The organism is Pseudomonas sp. NPDC089996 (assembly GCF_044748405.1).
Taxonomy (GTDB): domain Bacteria; phylum Pseudomonadota; class Gammaproteobacteria; order Pseudomonadales; family Pseudomonadaceae; genus Aquipseudomonas.
The window spans coordinates 1-15777 of record NZ_JBIVGA010000030.1 but is presented as its reverse complement, the minus strand read 5'-3'; the positions used below and the strand labels follow the sequence as shown (position 1 = coordinate 15777).

Sequence of the window (15777 nt, the reverse complement as noted above, 5' to 3'; positions counted from 1 at the left end):
TTCACGTAGTCAGCGTGACCTGGGCAGTCAACGTGAGCGTAGTGACGAATGTTCGAGTTGTACTCGACGTGAGCGGTGTTGATGGTGATACCGCGCGCTTTTTCTTCTGGAGCCGAGTCGATTTTGTCGAACTCAACGACGGCCGAACCGAAAACTTCGGAGCAGACGCGAGTCAGAGCTGCGGTCAGAGTGGTCTTACCGTGGTCAACGTGGCCGATAGTGCCGACGTTAACGTGGGGAAGGGAACGATCAAATTTTTCTTTAGCCACGACAGTGAACCTCTTGCCTAAAGGGGATTAGCCTTGTTTTTTAACGAGTGCTTCGACGATGTTCGACGGAGCTTCGGCGTATTTGGAGAATTCCATGGAGTAGCTTGCGCGACCCTGAGACATGGAACGAACGTCGGTTGCGTAACCGAACATTTCTCCGAGTGGTACCTCAGCAGTGATTACCTTGCCGGACACCGAGTCTTCATTACCCTGGATCATCCCACGACGACGGCTCAGGTCACCCATCACGTCACCCAGGTAGTCTTCCGGGGTTACAACTTCGACCTTCATGATCGGCTCAAGCACCACGCCACCGCCCTTCTGGGCCAGTTGCTTGGTCGCCATCGAAGCGGCGATCTTGAACGCCATTTCGTTGGAGTCGACGTCGTGATACGAACCGTCGAACACCGTAGCCTTCAGGCCGAGCAGCGGATAGCCGGCAACAACGCCGTTTTTCATCTGCTCTTCGATGCCCTTCTGGATCGGGGCGATGAATTCCTTAGGAATCACACCACCAACGACTTCGTTGGTGAACACCAGACCTTCGGTGATGTTGCCTTTCTCGTCGACGTCCGGCTCCGAGAAACGGATCCAGCAGTGACCGAACTGACCACGACCACCCGACTGACGAACGAACTTACCTTCGATCTCGACGTTGGACTTGGTGATCTTCTCGCGGTACGAAACCTGCGGCTTGCCGACGTTGCACTCGACGTTGAACTCGCGCTTCATGCGGTCAACGAGGATGTCCAGGTGCAGCTCACCCATACCGGAGATGATGGTCTGGCCGGTTTCTTCGTCGGTCTTGACGCGGAACGACGGGTCTTCCTGGGCCAACTTGCCCAGTGCGATACCCATCTTCTCCTGGTCAGCCTTGGTCTTCGGCTCTACGGAGAGCGAAATCACCGGCTCAGGGAAGTCCATACGCTCAAGGATGATCGGCTTGTCGAGGTTGCACAGGGTATCACCGGTGGTGACGTCCTTCATCCCGATCAGAGCAGCGATGTCGCCTGCACGTACTTCCTTGATTTCTTCACGCTGGTTGGCGTGCATCTGCACCATACGACCAACGCGCTCTTTCTTGCCCTTGACCGAGTTGATGACGGAGTCACCGGAGGTCAGGAAGCCCGAATAGACGCGGACGAAGGTCAGAGTACCCACGAACGGGTCGGTGGCGATCTTGAACGCCAGGGCCGAGAACGGTTCGTTGTCGTCAGCAGGACGCTCGTCGTACTGCTCTGGCTTGACCTCATCCTTCGGCACGTCGATCAGATCAGGGTGGATACCCTTGATCGCAGGGATCTCGGTTGGCGCAGGCAGGAAGTCGATCACGGCGTCGAGAACCAGGGGAACGCCCTTGTTCTTGAACGAGGAACCGCAGACAGCAGGAACGATCTCGCTCGCCAGGGTACGGGCGCGCAGACCAGCCTTGATGTCTTCGACGGACAGGTCACCTTCTTCAAGGTACTTGTTCATCAGCTCTTCGTTGGCCTCGGCAGCAGCCTCGACCATGTTGCTGCGCCATTCGTTGGCCAGGTCCACCAGCTCGGCAGGAATTTCTTCCTCGCGGTAGGTAGTACCCTTGTCGTCGTCGTTCCAGTAGATGGCTTTCATCTTGATCAGGTCAACCTGACCCTGGAAGTCGTCTTCGGCACCAATGGCCAGCTGAACAGGAACCGGGGTGTGACCCAGACGATTCTTGATCTGACCTACGACGCGCAGGAAGTTTGCACCGGCACGGTCCATCTTGTTCACGTAGACAACACGTGGAACGCCGTACTTGTTGGCCTGACGCCATACGGTTTCGGACTGCGGCTCAACGCCGGAGGTACCGCAGAACACAACGACCGCGCCGTCGAGTACACGCAGCGAACGCTCTACTTCAATGGTGAAGTCAACGTGGCCGGGGGTATCGATGACGTTTACGCGGTAGTTGTCGTACTGACCACGGGAACCTTTCCAGAAGGTGGTAACGGCAGCGGAGGTAATGGTGATACCGCGCTCCTGCTCCTGCACCATCCAGTCGGTGGTCGCGGCGCCGTCATGCACCTCGCCCATCTTGTGGCTCAGACCTGTGTAGAACAGGATCCGCTCGGTAGTGGTGGTCTTGCCCGCGTCAACGTGGGCGCAGATACCAATGTTACGGTAGCGGTTAATTGCTGTAGTACGAGCCATAAAGCCCTCGCAAAATGATTGATGCTTGAATTAGAAGCGGTAGTGCGAGAACGCTTTGTTGGCTTCAGCCATACGGTGAACGTCTTCACGCTTCTTGACTGCAGCACCTTTGCCTTCGGCAGCATCCAGCAGTTCGCCGGCCAGGCGCAGAGCCATCGACTTCTCGCCGCGCTTGCGGGCGTAGTCTACGAGCCAGCGCATTGCCAGAGCGTTACGACGGGATGGACGAACTTCAACCGGAACCTGGTAAGTGGCACCGCCAACACGGCGGGACTTTACTTCGACCAGCGGAGCGATGGCGTCGAGAGCTTTCTCGAAGATTTCCAGGGGGTCGCTGTTCTTGCGTGCTTTGACGGTATCCAGGGCACCGTAAACGATGCGCTCGGCTACGGCCTTCTTGCCGCTTTCCATCACGTGGTTCATGAACTTGGCGAGAATCTGGGATCCGTACTTCGGATCGTCAAGAATCTCACGTTTTGCTGCTACACGACGTCTTGGCATGATAAGCCCTCAAACGGTCTTCAGGTTAGCCCGGGACGTGGGTCTTCGACCCCTGCCCGACCTTACTCTTATCGACTCAAAAAAATGGAAGTCTGCAAACGGCCGATTACTTCGGACGCTTGGTACCGTACTTCGAACGACCCTGGTTACGGCCTTTAACGCCCGAAGTATCCAGAGAGCCGCGAACGGTGTGGTAACGAACACCTGGCAAGTCTTTTACACGGCCGCCACGGATCAGGACAACGCTGTGCTCTTGCAGGTTGTGGCCTTCACCACCGATGTACGAGGAAACCTCGAAACCATTGGTCAGACGCACACGGCATACTTTACGCAGTGCCGAGTTAGGTTTTTTCGGCGTGGTGGTGTACACGCGGGTGCACACGCCACGACGCTGCGGGCAGTTCTGCAGCGCAGGAACGTCGGACTTCTCGACCGAACGCTTGCGCGGCTGACGTACCAGCTGGTTGATAGTTGCCATCTACTAGCTCCACTGATTGTCTTGCGACTCTATTGTCTTGCAAGAAAGCCAAAAATTGGCGAGACGGAGCCTCACCAAATTTAAGGGTACAAAAGTCTACGGAGGATCTTGCACCCAGTCAAGACGAGGCCCCGGCCCTCCTCGCCCGATCATCGGCAACATTTCATGTCACCGATATCCGTTCGAGGCTAGCCGGGGCCCTGCCCTGTACTTAGTTACCGCTGGAGTTCAGCGCTTCGGTCAGTGCGGCTTCCACCTCACTGGCACTTACGCGCAGCGGTTTGTCGGCATCACGGCGACGCTTGCGCTCGCTGTGGTAGGCCAGACCGGTACCAGCCGGGATCAGACGACCCACGACCACGTTCTCTTTCAGACCACGCAGGTAGTCGCGCTTGCCGGTTACCGCCGCTTCGGTCAGTACGCGGGTGGTTTCCTGGAAGGACGCCGCGGAGATGAACGACTCGGTCGACAGCGAGGCCTTGGTGATACCCAGCAGCACGCGAGTGAACTTGGAGATGAACTTGTCTTCCCCTGCCAGGCGCTCGTTTTCCATCAGCACCTGGGTCAGTTCCATCTGGTCGCCCTTGATGAAGCTGGAGTCACCCGACTCGGCGATCTCGACCTTGCGCAGCATCTGACGCAGGATGGTCTCGATGTGCTTGTCGTTGATCTTAACGCCTTGCAGACGGTAAACGTCCTGGATCTCGTTGACGATGTACTTCGCCAGCGCGCTCACACCCAGCAGGCGCAGGATGTCGTGGGGATCGCTCGGGCCGTCGGAGATAACTTCGCCGCGGTTTACCTGTTCGCCTTCGAAGACGTTCAGGTGGCGCCACTTCGGAATCAGCTCTTCGTACGGATCGCTGCCGTCGGTCGGTGTGATGACCAGACGACGCTTGCCCTTGGTCTCTTTACCGAACGCGATGGTGCCGCTGACTTCAGCCAGAATCGAGGCTTCTTTCGGACGACGCGCTTCGAACAGGTCGGCAACGCGTGGCAGACCACCGGTGATGTCACGGGTCTTCGACGTTTCTTGCGGGATACGCGCGATAACGTCACCAACACCGATCTGGGCACCGTCAGCCACACCAACGAGGGCGTTCGCCGGCAGGAAGTACTGGGCAGGTACGTCGGTACCTGGCAGGTACAGGTCCTTGCCAGCGGCGTCGACCATCTTGATTGCCGGACGGATTTCCTTGCCTGCGGCAGGGCGATCCTTGACGTCCAGTACTTCAATGTTGGTCAAGCCGGTCAGTTCATCGGTCTGACGCTTGATGGTGATGTTTTCTTCCATGCCCACGAAGGTCACGGTACCTTTCAGTTCGGTAACGATCGGGTGGGTGTGCGGGTCCCACTTGGCGACGATGGCGCCAGCTTCGACCTTGTCACCTTCCTTGACCGAAATCACCGCACCGTAAGGCAGCTTGTAACGCTCACGCTCACGACCGAATTCGTCGGCAATGGCCAGTTCGCCCGAACGGGATACGGCAACCAGGTTACCGTCGGCACGCTCAACCTGTTTCAGGTTGTGCAGACGCACCATACCGCCGTTCTTCACCTGGACGCTGTCGGCAGCCGAAGTACGGCTTGCAGCACCACCGATGTGGAACGTACGCATGGTCAGCTGGGTACCCGGCTCACCGATCGACTGTGCAGCGATAACGCCGACAGCTTCACCGATGTTCACCTGGTGACCACGAGCCAGGTCGCGACCGTAGCACTTGGCGCAGATACCGAAGCGGGTTTCGCAGTTGATCGGCGAACGCACGACGACTTCGTCGATGCTGTTCAGCTCGATGAACTCGACCCACTGCTCGTCGACCAGCGTACCGGCCGGAACGATGACGTCCTCGGTGCCTGGCTTGAACACGTCACGGGCGATGACACGGCCCAGTACGCGCTCACCCAGCGGCTCCACAACGTCGCCGCCTTCGATGTGCGGGGTCATCAACAGGCCTTGGTCGGTGCCGCAGTCGATCTCGGTCACGACCAAGTCTTGTGCAACGTCTACCAGACGACGGGTCAGGTAACCCGAGTTCGCAGTCTTCAGTGCGGTATCCGCCAGACCCTTACGAGCACCGTGTGTCGAGATGAAGTACTGGAGTACGCTCAGACCTTCACGGAAGTTCGCGGTGATCGGCGTCTCGATGATCGAGCCGTCCGGCTTGGCCATCAGGCCACGCATACCGGCCAGCTGACGGATCTGGGCTGCGGAACCCCGCGCACCCGAGTCAGCCATCATGTACATCGAGTTGAAGGACTCTTGGTCGACTTCGTTGCCTTCGCGGTCGATGACCTTCTCTTTCGAGAGGTTGGCCATCATCGCCTTGGACACTTCGTCGTTCGCCTTCGACCACAAGTCGATGACCTTGTTGTACTTCTCACCCTGAGTTACCAGACCGGAGGCGTACTGGCTCTCGATTTCCTTCACTTCGTCGGTAGCGTTACCGATGATGCGGGCTTTCTCGTCCGGGATAACGAAGTCGTTAACACCGATGGAAACGCCGGAAATGGTCGAGTAAGCGAAACCGGTGTACATCAGCTGGTCGGCGAAGATAACGGTCTCTTTCAGACCAACCACGCGGTAGCACTGGTTGATCAGCTTGGAGATCGCCTTCTTCTTCATCGGCTGGTTGACCACGTCGTACGGCAGGCCTGCCGGAACAACCTGGAACAGCAGCGCACGGCCGACGGTGGTGTCGACGATGCGGGTATTCTTGACCACCGAACCGTCACGCTCTTTCACGGTTTCGTTGATACGAACCTTGATTTTCGCGTGCAGGGCAGCTTCGCCGGCGCGGAACACGCGGTCGACTTCCTGCAGGTCGGCAAATACGCGACCTTCGCCCTTGGCGTTGATGGCTTCACGGGTCATGTAGTACAGACCCAGTACAACGTCCTGCGACGGAACGATGATTGGCTCACCGTTGGCTGGCGACAGGATGTTGTTGGTCGACATCATCAGCGCGCGCGCTTCGAGCTGGGCTTCCAGCGTCAGCGGCACGTGAACGGCCATCTGGTCACCGTCGAAGTCGGCGTTGTACGCGGCACAGACCAGCGGGTGCAGCTGGATAGCCTTACCTTCGATCAGAACCGGTTCAAAGGCCTGGATACCCAGACGGTGCAGGGTCGGTGCACGGTTGAGCAGCACGGGGTGTTCGCGGATCACCTCGGCGAGCACGTCCCACACCTCTGGCAGCTCGCGCTCGACCATCTTCTTGGCAGCCTTGATGGTGGTCGCCAGACCACGCATTTCCAGCTTGCCGAAAATGAACGGCTTGAACAGCTCGAGGGCCATCTTCTTCGGCAGACCGCACTGGTGCAGACGCAGGGTCGGGCCTACGGTAATTACCGAACGGCCGGAGTAGTCCACGCGCTTACCGAGCAAGTTCTGACGGAAGCGACCTTGCTTACCTTTGATCATGTCGGCCAGGGACTTCAGCGGACGCTTGTTCGAGCCAGTGATGGCGCGACCGCGACGGCCGTTGTCCAGCAGGGCGTCGACCGCTTCCTGCAGCATGCGCTTTTCGTTGCGCACGATGATGTCCGGCGCCGACAGATCGAGCAGGCGCTTCAGACGGTTGTTACGGTTGATCACCCGACGATACAGGTCGTTCAGGTCGGAGGTCGCGAAGCGGCCGCCATCCAGCGGCACCAGCGGACGCAGGTCCGGCGGCAGCACTGGCAGGACGGTCAGGACCATCCACTCAGGCAGGTTGCCCGAGCCCTGGAACGCTTCCATCAGCTTCAGACGCTTGGACAGCTTCTTGATCTTGGTTTCCGAGTTGGTCTGCGGAATTTCTTCGCGCAGGCGGCCAATCTCGTGCTCCAGATCGATAGCGTGCAGCAGCTCGCGGACAGCCTCGGCACCCATGCGGGCATCGAAGTCGTCACCGAACTCTTCCAGCGCTTCGAAGTACTGTTCGTCGTTGAGCAGCTGACCCTTCTCGAGGGTGGTCATGCCCGGATCGATCACGACGTAGCTCTCGAAGTAGAGCACGCGCTCGATGTCACGCAGGGTCATGTCCATCAGCAAGCCGATACGGGACGGCAGCGACTTCAGGAACCAGATGTGGGCAACCGGCGAGGCCAGTTCGATGTGCGCCATGCGCTCACGACGAACCTTGGCCAGGGCAACTTCAACGCCGCACTTCTCGCAGATCACACCGCGGTGCTTGAGGCGCTTGTACTTGCCGCACAGGCACTCGTAGTCCTTGACTGGGCCAAAGATCTTGGCGCAGAACAGGCCGTCACGCTCAGGCTTGAACGTACGGTAGTTGATGGTTTCCGGCTTCTTAACTTCACCGAACGACCACGAACGGATCATTTCAGGCGACGCCAGACCGATGCGGATGGCGTCGAACTCTTCGACTTGACCCTGGTTTTTCAGCAAATTCAGTAGGCCTTTCAAGGCCTTTCCTCCTGGCGGAGCAGGGAGCGGGCATTACCTGCCCCACTCCCCTTCGCGTCACGTGTTATTCGGTTTCCAGATCGATATCGATACCGAGCGAACGGATCTCTTTGATCAACACGTTGAAGGACTCGGGCATGCCCGGCTCCATACGGTGATCGCCATCCACGATGTTCTTGTACATCTTGGTACGGCCGTTCACGTCGTCCGACTTCACTGTGAGCATTTCTTGCAGGGTGTATGCCGCGCCGTATGCTTCCAGCGCCCACACTTCCATCTCCCCGAAACGCTGACCACCGAACTGCGCCTTACCACCCAGCGGCTGCTGGGTAACCAGGCTGTAGGAACCAGTGGAACGCGCGTGCATCTTGTCGTCCACCAAGTGGTTCAGCTTGAGCATGTACATGTAACCAACGGTCACAGGACGCTCGAACTTGTTGCCGGTACGGCCGTCGAACAGCACCATCTGGCCGCTTTCTGGCAGGTCCGCCAGTTTCAGCATGGCCTTGATCTCACGCTCCTTGGCACCGTCGAAGACCGGGGTAGCCATCGGCACGCCTTTCTTCAGGTTGTTCGCCAGGGCGATGATCTCTTCGTCGGTGAACTCTTCCAGGTTCTCCTGACGACCACCGATCTCGTTGTAGATCTCGGTGAGGAAGGTGCGCAGTTCAGCGGCTTTGCGCTGCTCTTCGATCATGCGGTCGATCTTCTCGCCCAGACCTTTGGCCGCGAGGCCCAGGTGGGTTTCGAGGATCTGACCGACGTTCATACGCGAAGGTACGCCCAGCGGGTTCAGTACGACGTCGACCGGAGTACCGTTGGCGTCGTGCGGCATGTCTTCTACCGGCATGATCACCGAGACGACACCCTTGTTACCGTGACGACCGGCCATCTTGTCACCCGGCTGGATGCGACGGCGGATTGCCAGATAGACCTTGACGATCTTCAGTACGCCTGGAGCCAGGTCATCGCCCTGCTGCAGCTTGCGCTTCTTGTCTTCGAACTTGTCGTCCAGCAGGCGACGGCGATCGACGATGTACTGCTGAGCCTTTTCCAGCTGCTCGTTCAGTGCATCTTCGGCCATACGCAGTTTGAACCACTGGCCGTGCTCCAGACCGTCCAGCACTTCGTCAGTGACCACGGTACCTTTCTTCAGGCCCGCGCCACCGTCGACCACCTGGCCGTTCAGGGCAGCACGCAGACGCTCGAAGGTTGCACCTTCGACGATGCGGAACTCTTCGTTGAGGTCCTTGCGGATCTCGTCCAGCTGCATCTTCTCGATGGACAGGGCGCGGCTGTCGCGCTCTACACCATCACGGGTGAAGACCTGTACGTCGATGACGGTACCCTTGGTGCCGGTCGGCACGCGCAGGGAGGTGTCCTTAACGTCGCTGGCCTTCTCACCGAAGATTGCGCGCAGCAGTTTCTCTTCCGGCGTCAGCTGGGTTTCGCCTTTTGGCGTGACCTTGCCGACCAGGATGTCGCCAGCACCAACTTCGGCACCTACGTAGACGATACCGGCTTCGTCCAGCTTGTTCAGTGCGGCTTCACCCACGTTCGGGATGTCCGCAGTGATTTCCTCTGGGCCAAGCTTGGTGTCACGCGCCACACAGGTCAGTTCCTGAATGTGGATGGTGGTGAAGCGGTCTTCCTGAACCACACGCTCGGACAGGCAGATGGAGTCTTCGAAGTTGAAGCCGTTCCACGCCATGAACGCAATACGCATGTTCTGACCCAGTGCCAGCTCACCCATGTCGGTGGACGGGCCGTCGGCCATGATGTCGCTGCGCTGAACCTTGTCACCCTTGCTCACCAGCGGACGCTGGTTGATGCAGGTGTTCTGGTTCGAGCGGGTGTACTTGGTCAGGTTGTAGATATCCACACCTGCTTCACCGGTCTCGACTTCATCGTCATTGACGCGAACGACGATACGGCTGGCGTCGACCGAGTCGATCACGCCACCGCGGCGAGCAACCACGCAGACACCGGAGTCACGGGCAACGTTGCGCTCCATGCCGGTACCTACCAGCGGCTTGTCAGCACGCAGGGTCGGTACAGCCTGACGCTGCATGTTCGAACCCATCAACGCACGGTTGGCGTCGTCGTGCTCGAGGAACGGAATCAGCGACGCCGCGACAGAAACAACCTGCTTCGGCGATACGTCCATCAGGGTGACGTCTTCCGGCGCCTTGACGGTGAATTCGTTCAGGTGACGAACCGCTACCAGCTCATCGATCAGCTGCTTCTTGTCGTTCATCGCGGCCGAAGCCTGAGCGATCACGTGATCGGCCTCTTCGATGGCCGACAGGAACACGATGTCATCGCTGACCACGCCTTCCTTCACCACGCGGTACGGGCTTTCCAGGAAGCCGTACTGGTTGGTGCGGGCATAGGCTGCCAGGGAGTTGATCAGACCGATGTTCGGACCTTCAGGGGTCTCGATCGGGCACACGCGGCCGTAGTGGGTCGGGTGTACGTCACGGACTTCGAAGCCGGCGCGCTCACGGGTCAGACCGCCAGGGCCGAGTGCAGAAACACGGCGCTTGTGGGTGATCTCGGAGAGCGGGTTGTTCTGGTCCATGAACTGCGAGAGCTGGCTGGAACCGAAGAACTCTTTCACCGCCGCCGCTACCGGCTTGGCGTTGATCAGGTCTTGCGGCATCAGGCCTTCGCTTTCGGCCATCGACAGACGTTCCTTGACCGCACGCTCTACACGCACCAGGCCAACGCGGAACTGGTTTTCGGCCATCTCGCCAACGCAACGAACGCGACGGTTACCCAGGTGGTCGATGTCGTCGACGATGCCTTTGCCGTTACGGATATCGACCAGGGTCTTCAGAACCTCGACGATATCTTCCTTGCTCAACACGCCCGAACCTTCGATCTCGGTGCGACCGATACGACGGTTGAACTTCATGCGGCCGACGGCGGACAGGTCGTAACGCTCGGCGCTGAAGAACAGGTTGTTGAACAGGGTCTCGGCGGCATCCTTGGTCGGCGGCTCGCCTGGACGCATCATGCGGTAGATCTCGACCAGGGCTTCCAGCTGGTTGCTGGTGGTGTCGATCTTCAGGGTATCCGAGATGAACGGACCGCAGTCGATGTCGTTGGTGTACAGGGTCTCGATGCGGACAACCTGAGCCTTGGCGATCTTGATCAGCAGCTCGGTGGTCAGCTCGGTGTTGCACTCGGCCAGGATCTCGCCAGTGGCCGGGTGAACGATGGCCTTGGCGGTGGTGCGGCCGAGGACATATTCCATCGGCACGTCCAGCTGGTTGACACCGGCCTTTTCGAGCTGATTGACGTGGCGCGCGGTGATACGGCGGCCCTGCTCGACAATGACCTTGCCGCTGTCGTCATGGATGTCCATGACCGCGACTTCACCACGCAGACGCTGAGGTACCAGTTCCAGGCTGAGTTTCTCGCCGGAAATGTGGAACACGTTGGTGGTGTAGAAGGTGTTGAGCACTTCTTCCGTGCTGTAGCCCAGCGCACGCAGCAGCACCGAGGCCGGCAGTTTGCGGCGACGGTCGATACGCACGAACACGCAGTCTTTCGGGTCGAACTCGAAGTCCAACCACGAACCGCGGTAAGGGATGATGCGAGCGGAGTACAGCAGCTTGCCGGAGCTGTGCGTCTTGCCACGGTCGTGGTCGAAGAACACACCAGGCGAACGGTGCAGCTGGGAAACGATTACTCGTTCGGTACCGTTGATAACGAAGGTACCGTTCTCAGTCATCAGGGGGATTTCACCCATGTAGACTTCTTGCTCTTTGATGTCCTTGATCGCTTTGTTCGACGATTCCTTGTCGAAGATGATCAGGCGCACCTTGACCCGCAGTGGGACCGCGAAGGTCACGCCACGCAGGACACATTCCTTCACATCGAAGGCGGGATCGCCCAGGCGGTAGCCTACGTACTCCAGGGCAGCATTGCCGGAGTAGCTGATGATCGGGAATACCGACTTGAAGGCCGCGTGCAGGCCGACGTCACGGAACTGATCCTTGGATGCTCCCGCTTGCAGGAATTCGCGATACGAATCCAGCTGGATGGCCAAAAGGTATGGCACATCCATGACGTCCGGCAACTTGCTAAAGTCCTTGCGGATACGTTTTTTCTCAGTGTATGAGTAAGCCATCAGCGTTCCCCAGCTTGGTCACCTGCTTGTTTGGCTTCTCCCGGCGGGAGCAGCCAGAAAATCGTGCAAACCCCTTGGTTTGCTCACCCACATGGGTGTCTTCAGCGTGTTATCGGGGTCGGTCTGACCGACCACCAATAACGGAAAAAGGCCGGTGGCATAAGCCACCAGCCATCAGCCCTTCGCTTGACGCTCGGGCTGGCGTCGCAAGGTCGAGATTACTTCAGCTCGACTTTAGCGCCTGCTTCTTCCAGCTTCTTCTTAGCGTCTTCAGCGGCTTCTTTCGAAACGCCTTCAGCTACAACCTGAGGAGCGCCATCGACTTTCTCTTTGGCTTCTTTCAGGCCCAGACCGGTCAGTTCGCGAACGGCTTTGATCACGTTCACTTTCTTGTCGCCGGCTTCAACCAGAACAACGTTGAACTCGGTCTGCTCTTCAACAACGGCAGCAGCAGCAGCTGGGCCAGCAGCGGCAACAGCAGCGGTAACGCCGAAGGTTTCTTCCATTGCTTTGATCAGCTCAACAACTTCCAGAACGGTTTTCTGGCCGATTGCTTCGATGATTTGTTCGTTAGTCAGAGACATGACTTAAATCCTGTATTGGGGTGACAGCCTACGCAGCCATCAAATTAAACGTATGATTTTGAAAGAAATCGCGCGCCTTAGGCAGCGGTAGCTTCTTTCTGGTCGCGAATGGCTGCCAGAGTACGAGCCAGCTTGCTGGTGGCGCCTTGAATAACGCTCATCAGTCGTGCAATAGCTTCGTCGCGGGTCGGCAGGGAAGCCAACACGTCGATCTGGTTCGCTGCAATCAGATTGCCGTCAAATGCGGCTGCCTTGATCTCGAACTTGTCCTGACCCTTGGCGAACTCTTTGAACAGACGAGCAGCAGCGCCCGGGTGTTCGTTGGAGAAAGCAATCAGGGTCGGGCCTTTGAACGCGTCGTTGAGGATCGAGAATTCGGTGCCTTCAACAGCGCGCTTGAGCAGGGTGTTACGTACGACACGTACGTAAACGCCAGCTTCGCGGGCCTCTTTACGGAGTCCGGTCATTGCGCTTACAGTCACACCACGGGCATCGGCCACGACAGCGGACAGAGCGACTTTGGCAGCCTCGTTGACTTCAGCGACGATGGCCTTCTTGTCTTCGAGTTTAATTGCCACGGGTTTACTCCTGGTTTTTACCGTTTCATCTGGCCGAAGCCGGATGTCGTTTTGGTGTCTGATTCGGTAAACGAATCGGGAGCACCATCTGCGTGGGCTGGAGTTTTAAGGCTTGCGCCGCCTACGGTCTTGGATAGCCCCCGCCAGGCAGGGACCCCAATTTTTGCTGGTGGCGCGACGGGTCGCGCCACCATGTTTCTTACACGTTCAGCGAGCTCTGATCGATGATCAGACCTGGGCCCATGGTGGTGCTCAGGGTAACGCGCTTGACGTAGATACCTTTCGAAGAGGCCGGCTTGATACGCTTCAGATCAGCGATCAGGGCTTCAACGTTTTCCTTCAGCTTGTCGGCTTCGAAGCCGATTTTGCCAACGGAGGTGTGGATGATACCGTTTTTGTCGGTACGGTAGCGAACCTGACCAGCCTTGGCGTTTTTCACGGCAGTGGCTACGTCTGGGGTTACGGTACCCACTTTCGGGTTAGGCATCAGGCCGCGAGGACCCAGAACCTGACCCAGCTGACCGACAACGCGCATGGCATCAGGCGATGCGATGACGACGTCATAGTTCAGGTCGCCGCCTTTCATTTCGGCAGCCAGATCGTCCATGCCTACGCGGTCAGCGCCGGCAGCCAGAGCGGCTTCAGCAGCTGGGCCCTGGGTGAAGACGGCAACACGTACGGTCTTGCCAGTGCCGTGTGGCAGCACGGTAGCGCTACGAACGACCTGGTCGGATTTACGCGGGTCAACACCGAGGTTAACGGCGATGTCGTAGGACTCTACGAATTTGGCGGCCGGCAGCGAAGCGAGCAGGGTTGCGGCTTCTTCGAAGTTGTAGGACTTGCCTGCTTCGATTTTCTCGGCGATTGCCTTTTGACGCTTGGTCAGCTTAGCCATTACACACCCTCCACGTTCAGGCCCATGCTGCGGGCAGAGCCAGCGATGGTGCGTACAGCTGCGTCCAGGTCAGCGGCGGTCAGATCAGCCTGCTTAGCCTTGGCGATATCTTCCAGCTGAGCACGGGTAACGGTACCGACTTTAACGGTGTTCGGGCGAGCCGAACCACTGGTCAGGCCAGCAGCTTTCTTCAGCAGAACCGAGGCAGGGGTGCTCTTGGTCTCGAAGGTGAAGCTACGGTCGCTGTAGACAGTGATGATCACTGGAGTCGGCAGGCCGGCTTCTTGACCCTGAGTACGGGCGTTGAAAGCCTTGCAGAACTCCATGATGTTCACACCGTGTTGGCCCAGAGCTGGACCGACGGGTGGGCTTGGGTTGGCCTGGCCGGCCTTAACTTGCAGCTTGATGTAAGCCTGAATCTTCTTAGCCATGAGCTACTCCAAAATCGGGTACGAACGCCAGATGGCTCCCCGGATGACTTGCGTTTTATCCCAGTGACGACAAAACCCCGCAGCACACAGGGCTGCGGGGTATGGGATGCTTTGTCCGCCTAGACCTTTTCGACCTGGCTGAACTCGAGCTCCACCGGAGTAGAGCGACCGAAAATGAGCACTGCAACCTGCAGGCGGCTCTTCTCGTAGTTAACCTCTTCGACACTACCATTGAAGTCAGCGAACGGACCATCAATGACTCGAACCACTTCACCCGGCTCGAACAGCGTCTTCGGCTTCGGCTTGTCACTGCCGTCGGCAACGCGACGCAGGATAGCTTCGGCTTCTTTATCGGTAATCGGTGCAGGCTTGTCTGCAGTACCGCCGATAAAGCCCATCACACGAGGGGTGTCCTTGACCAAGTGCCAAGTCCCTTCGTTCATCTCCATCTGGACCAATACATAGCCAGGGAAGAATTTACGCTCACTCTTGCGCTTCTGGCCGTTGCGCATTTCGACGACTTCTTCGGTCGGGACCAGGATCTCGCCGAAACCGTCTTCCATGCCAGCCAGCTTCACGCGCTCGATCAGGGAGCGCATTACATGCTTCTCGTAACCCGAGTAAGCATGCACAACATACCAACGCTTAGCCACGGGACACCTTTAGCCAACGATCAGGGAGACCGCCCAGCCGAGCAGGGAATCAAGACCCCACAGCAGCAGTGCCATAACCAGCACGACAGCCACGACAATCAGCGTGGTCTGGGTGGTTTCCTGGCGGGTCGGCCACACGACTTTACGGATCTCGGTACGAGCTTCCTTCGCCAGCGCAAAGAACGACTTACCCTTCGCAGTCTGCAGAGCTACAAAGCCTGCGACAGCAGCCAGGGCGAGAAGCGCAAGGACACGGTACAGGATCGGAGAGGCGGAGTAATATTGATTACCCACGACAGCAACAACCACCAAAGCCACTACAGCCAGCCACTTGAACAGATCAAAACGCGATTCTTGGGCTTCAGTTTTGGGGGTCATCGAGGAGGATCCTGTAAGAAGAAAGCCATCACACCGAGGTGAAATGGCAGGTCAGGAGGGAATCGAACCCCCAACCTACGGTTTTGGAGACCGTCGCTCTGCCAATTGAGCTACTGACCTGTAACGCTGTATCAGCGCCGGACATTATACCGGCCTGATTAGGAAAATCAACTACTTATTCAATAATTTTTGCTACGACGCCGGCGCCGACGGTACGACCGCCTTCACGGATAGCGAAGCGCAGACCGTCTTCCATTGCGATGGTCTTGATCAGGGTGACAGTCAT

The 15777-nt window shown here is 58.1% G+C and carries 12 protein-coding genes, 1 tRNA gene and 1 pseudogene; all 14 read right to left on the bottom strand.

The window, feature by feature from the left end; translation table 11 throughout:
• Window positions 1–269, bottom strand: a 269-nt coding sequence (locus ACIPW4_RS27075) for a GTP-binding protein (protein ID WP_253250581.1), incomplete at its 3' end; no start/stop codon positions are given.
• A 27-nt stretch (window positions 270–296) separates the two neighbouring features.
• Window positions 297–2444, bottom strand: coding sequence for an elongation factor G (fusA, locus tag ACIPW4_RS27070; protein ID WP_391138060.1), 2148 nt, complete (start codon window positions 2442–2444; stop codon window positions 297–299).
• 30 nt (window positions 2445–2474) lie between these two features.
• Complete coding sequence (gene rpsG / locus ACIPW4_RS27065; RefSeq protein ID WP_003246741.1) at window positions 2475–2945, bottom strand: 30S ribosomal protein S7; 471 nt, start codon at window positions 2943–2945, stop codon at window positions 2475–2477.
• Between the two features lie 106 nt (window positions 2946–3051).
• Window positions 3052–3423, bottom strand: a complete 372-nt coding sequence (gene rpsL / locus ACIPW4_RS27060; protein WP_003255492.1) for a 30S ribosomal protein S12 — start codon at window positions 3421–3423, stop codon at window positions 3052–3054.
• Window positions 3424–3634: 211 nt separating this feature from the next.
• Window positions 3635–7834, bottom strand: coding sequence for a DNA-directed RNA polymerase subunit beta' (gene rpoC, locus ACIPW4_RS27055; RefSeq protein WP_400663693.1), 4200 nt, complete (start codon window positions 7832–7834; stop codon window positions 3635–3637).
• Between the two features lie 64 nt (window positions 7835–7898).
• Window positions 7899–11972: a DNA-directed RNA polymerase subunit beta gene (gene rpoB, locus ACIPW4_RS27050; RefSeq protein WP_400663690.1), complete on the bottom strand. Its 4074-nt coding sequence runs from the start codon at window positions 11970–11972 to the stop codon at window positions 7899–7901.
• 218 nt (window positions 11973–12190) lie between these two features.
• Window positions 12191–12556 (bottom strand): 50S ribosomal protein L7/L12, encoded by a 366-nt coding sequence (gene rplL, locus ACIPW4_RS27045; protein WP_003255496.1) that lies wholly within the window; start codon window positions 12554–12556, stop codon window positions 12191–12193.
• A 77-nt stretch (window positions 12557–12633) separates the two neighbouring features.
• A complete protein-coding gene (gene rplJ, locus ACIPW4_RS27040; RefSeq protein WP_060513244.1) occupies window positions 12634–13134 on the bottom strand; it encodes a 50S ribosomal protein L10 in 501 nt (166 codons plus the stop codon).
• 199 nt (window positions 13135–13333) lie between these two features.
• Window positions 13334–14029 carry a 50S ribosomal protein L1 gene (rplA, locus tag ACIPW4_RS27035; protein WP_400663686.1) on the bottom strand — a complete coding sequence of 232 codons (696 nt, stop codon included), beginning with the start codon at window positions 14027–14029 and terminating at the stop codon, window positions 13334–13336.
• Window positions 14029–14460, bottom strand: a complete 432-nt coding sequence (gene rplK / locus ACIPW4_RS27030; protein WP_003255500.1) for a 50S ribosomal protein L11 — start codon at window positions 14458–14460, stop codon at window positions 14029–14031. The genes rplA and rplK overlap by 1 nt, the downstream gene beginning before the upstream one ends.
• Window positions 14461–14579: 119 nt before the next feature.
• Entirely contained in the window at window positions 14580–15113 is a 534-nt protein-coding gene (gene nusG, locus ACIPW4_RS27025; protein WP_003255501.1) for a transcription termination/antitermination protein NusG, read from the bottom strand.
• A gap of 9 nt (window positions 15114–15122) precedes the next feature.
• On the bottom strand, window positions 15123–15491 hold the full coding sequence (secE, locus tag ACIPW4_RS27020; RefSeq protein WP_079226343.1) for a preprotein translocase subunit SecE: 369 nt from the start codon (window positions 15489–15491) through the stop codon (window positions 15123–15125).
• 44 nt (window positions 15492–15535) lie between these two features.
• A tRNA-Trp gene (locus ACIPW4_RS27015) sits at window positions 15536–15611 on the bottom strand.
• A 55-nt stretch (window positions 15612–15666) separates the two neighbouring features.
• Window positions 15667–15777 (bottom strand): annotated as a pseudogene (locus ACIPW4_RS27010) (elongation factor Tu); the annotation flags it as partial.

What these genes read in the sequence shown, in the direction of transcription:
- fusA (WP_391138060.1), bottom strand. Translation starts at nt 2,444, where the DNA reads ATGGCTCGTACTACAGCAATTAACCGCTACCGTAACATTGGTATCTGC.
- rpsL (WP_003255492.1), bottom strand. Translation starts at nt 3,423, where the DNA reads ATGGCAACTATCAACCAGCTGGTACGTCAGCCGCGCAAGCGTTCGGTC.
- rpsG (WP_003246741.1), bottom strand. Translation starts at nt 2,945, where the DNA reads ATGCCAAGACGTCGTGTAGCAGCAAAACGTGAGATTCTTGACGATCCG.
- secE (WP_079226343.1), bottom strand. Translation starts at nt 15,491, where the DNA reads ATGACCCCCAAAACTGAAGCCCAAGAATCGCGTTTTGATCTGTTCAAG.
- rplL (WP_003255496.1), bottom strand. Translation starts at nt 12,556, where the DNA reads ATGTCTCTGACTAACGAACAAATCATCGAAGCAATCGGCCAGAAAACC.
- rplA (WP_400663686.1), bottom strand. Translation starts at nt 14,029, where the DNA reads ATGGCTAAGCTGACCAAGCGTCAAAAGGCAATCGCCGAGAAAATCGAA.
- rpoB (WP_400663690.1), bottom strand. Translation starts at nt 11,972, where the DNA reads ATGGCTTACTCATACACTGAGAAAAAACGTATCCGCAAGGACTTTAGC.
- rplK (WP_003255500.1), bottom strand. Translation starts at nt 14,460, where the DNA reads ATGGCTAAGAAGATTCAGGCTTACATCAAGCTGCAAGTTAAGGCCGGC.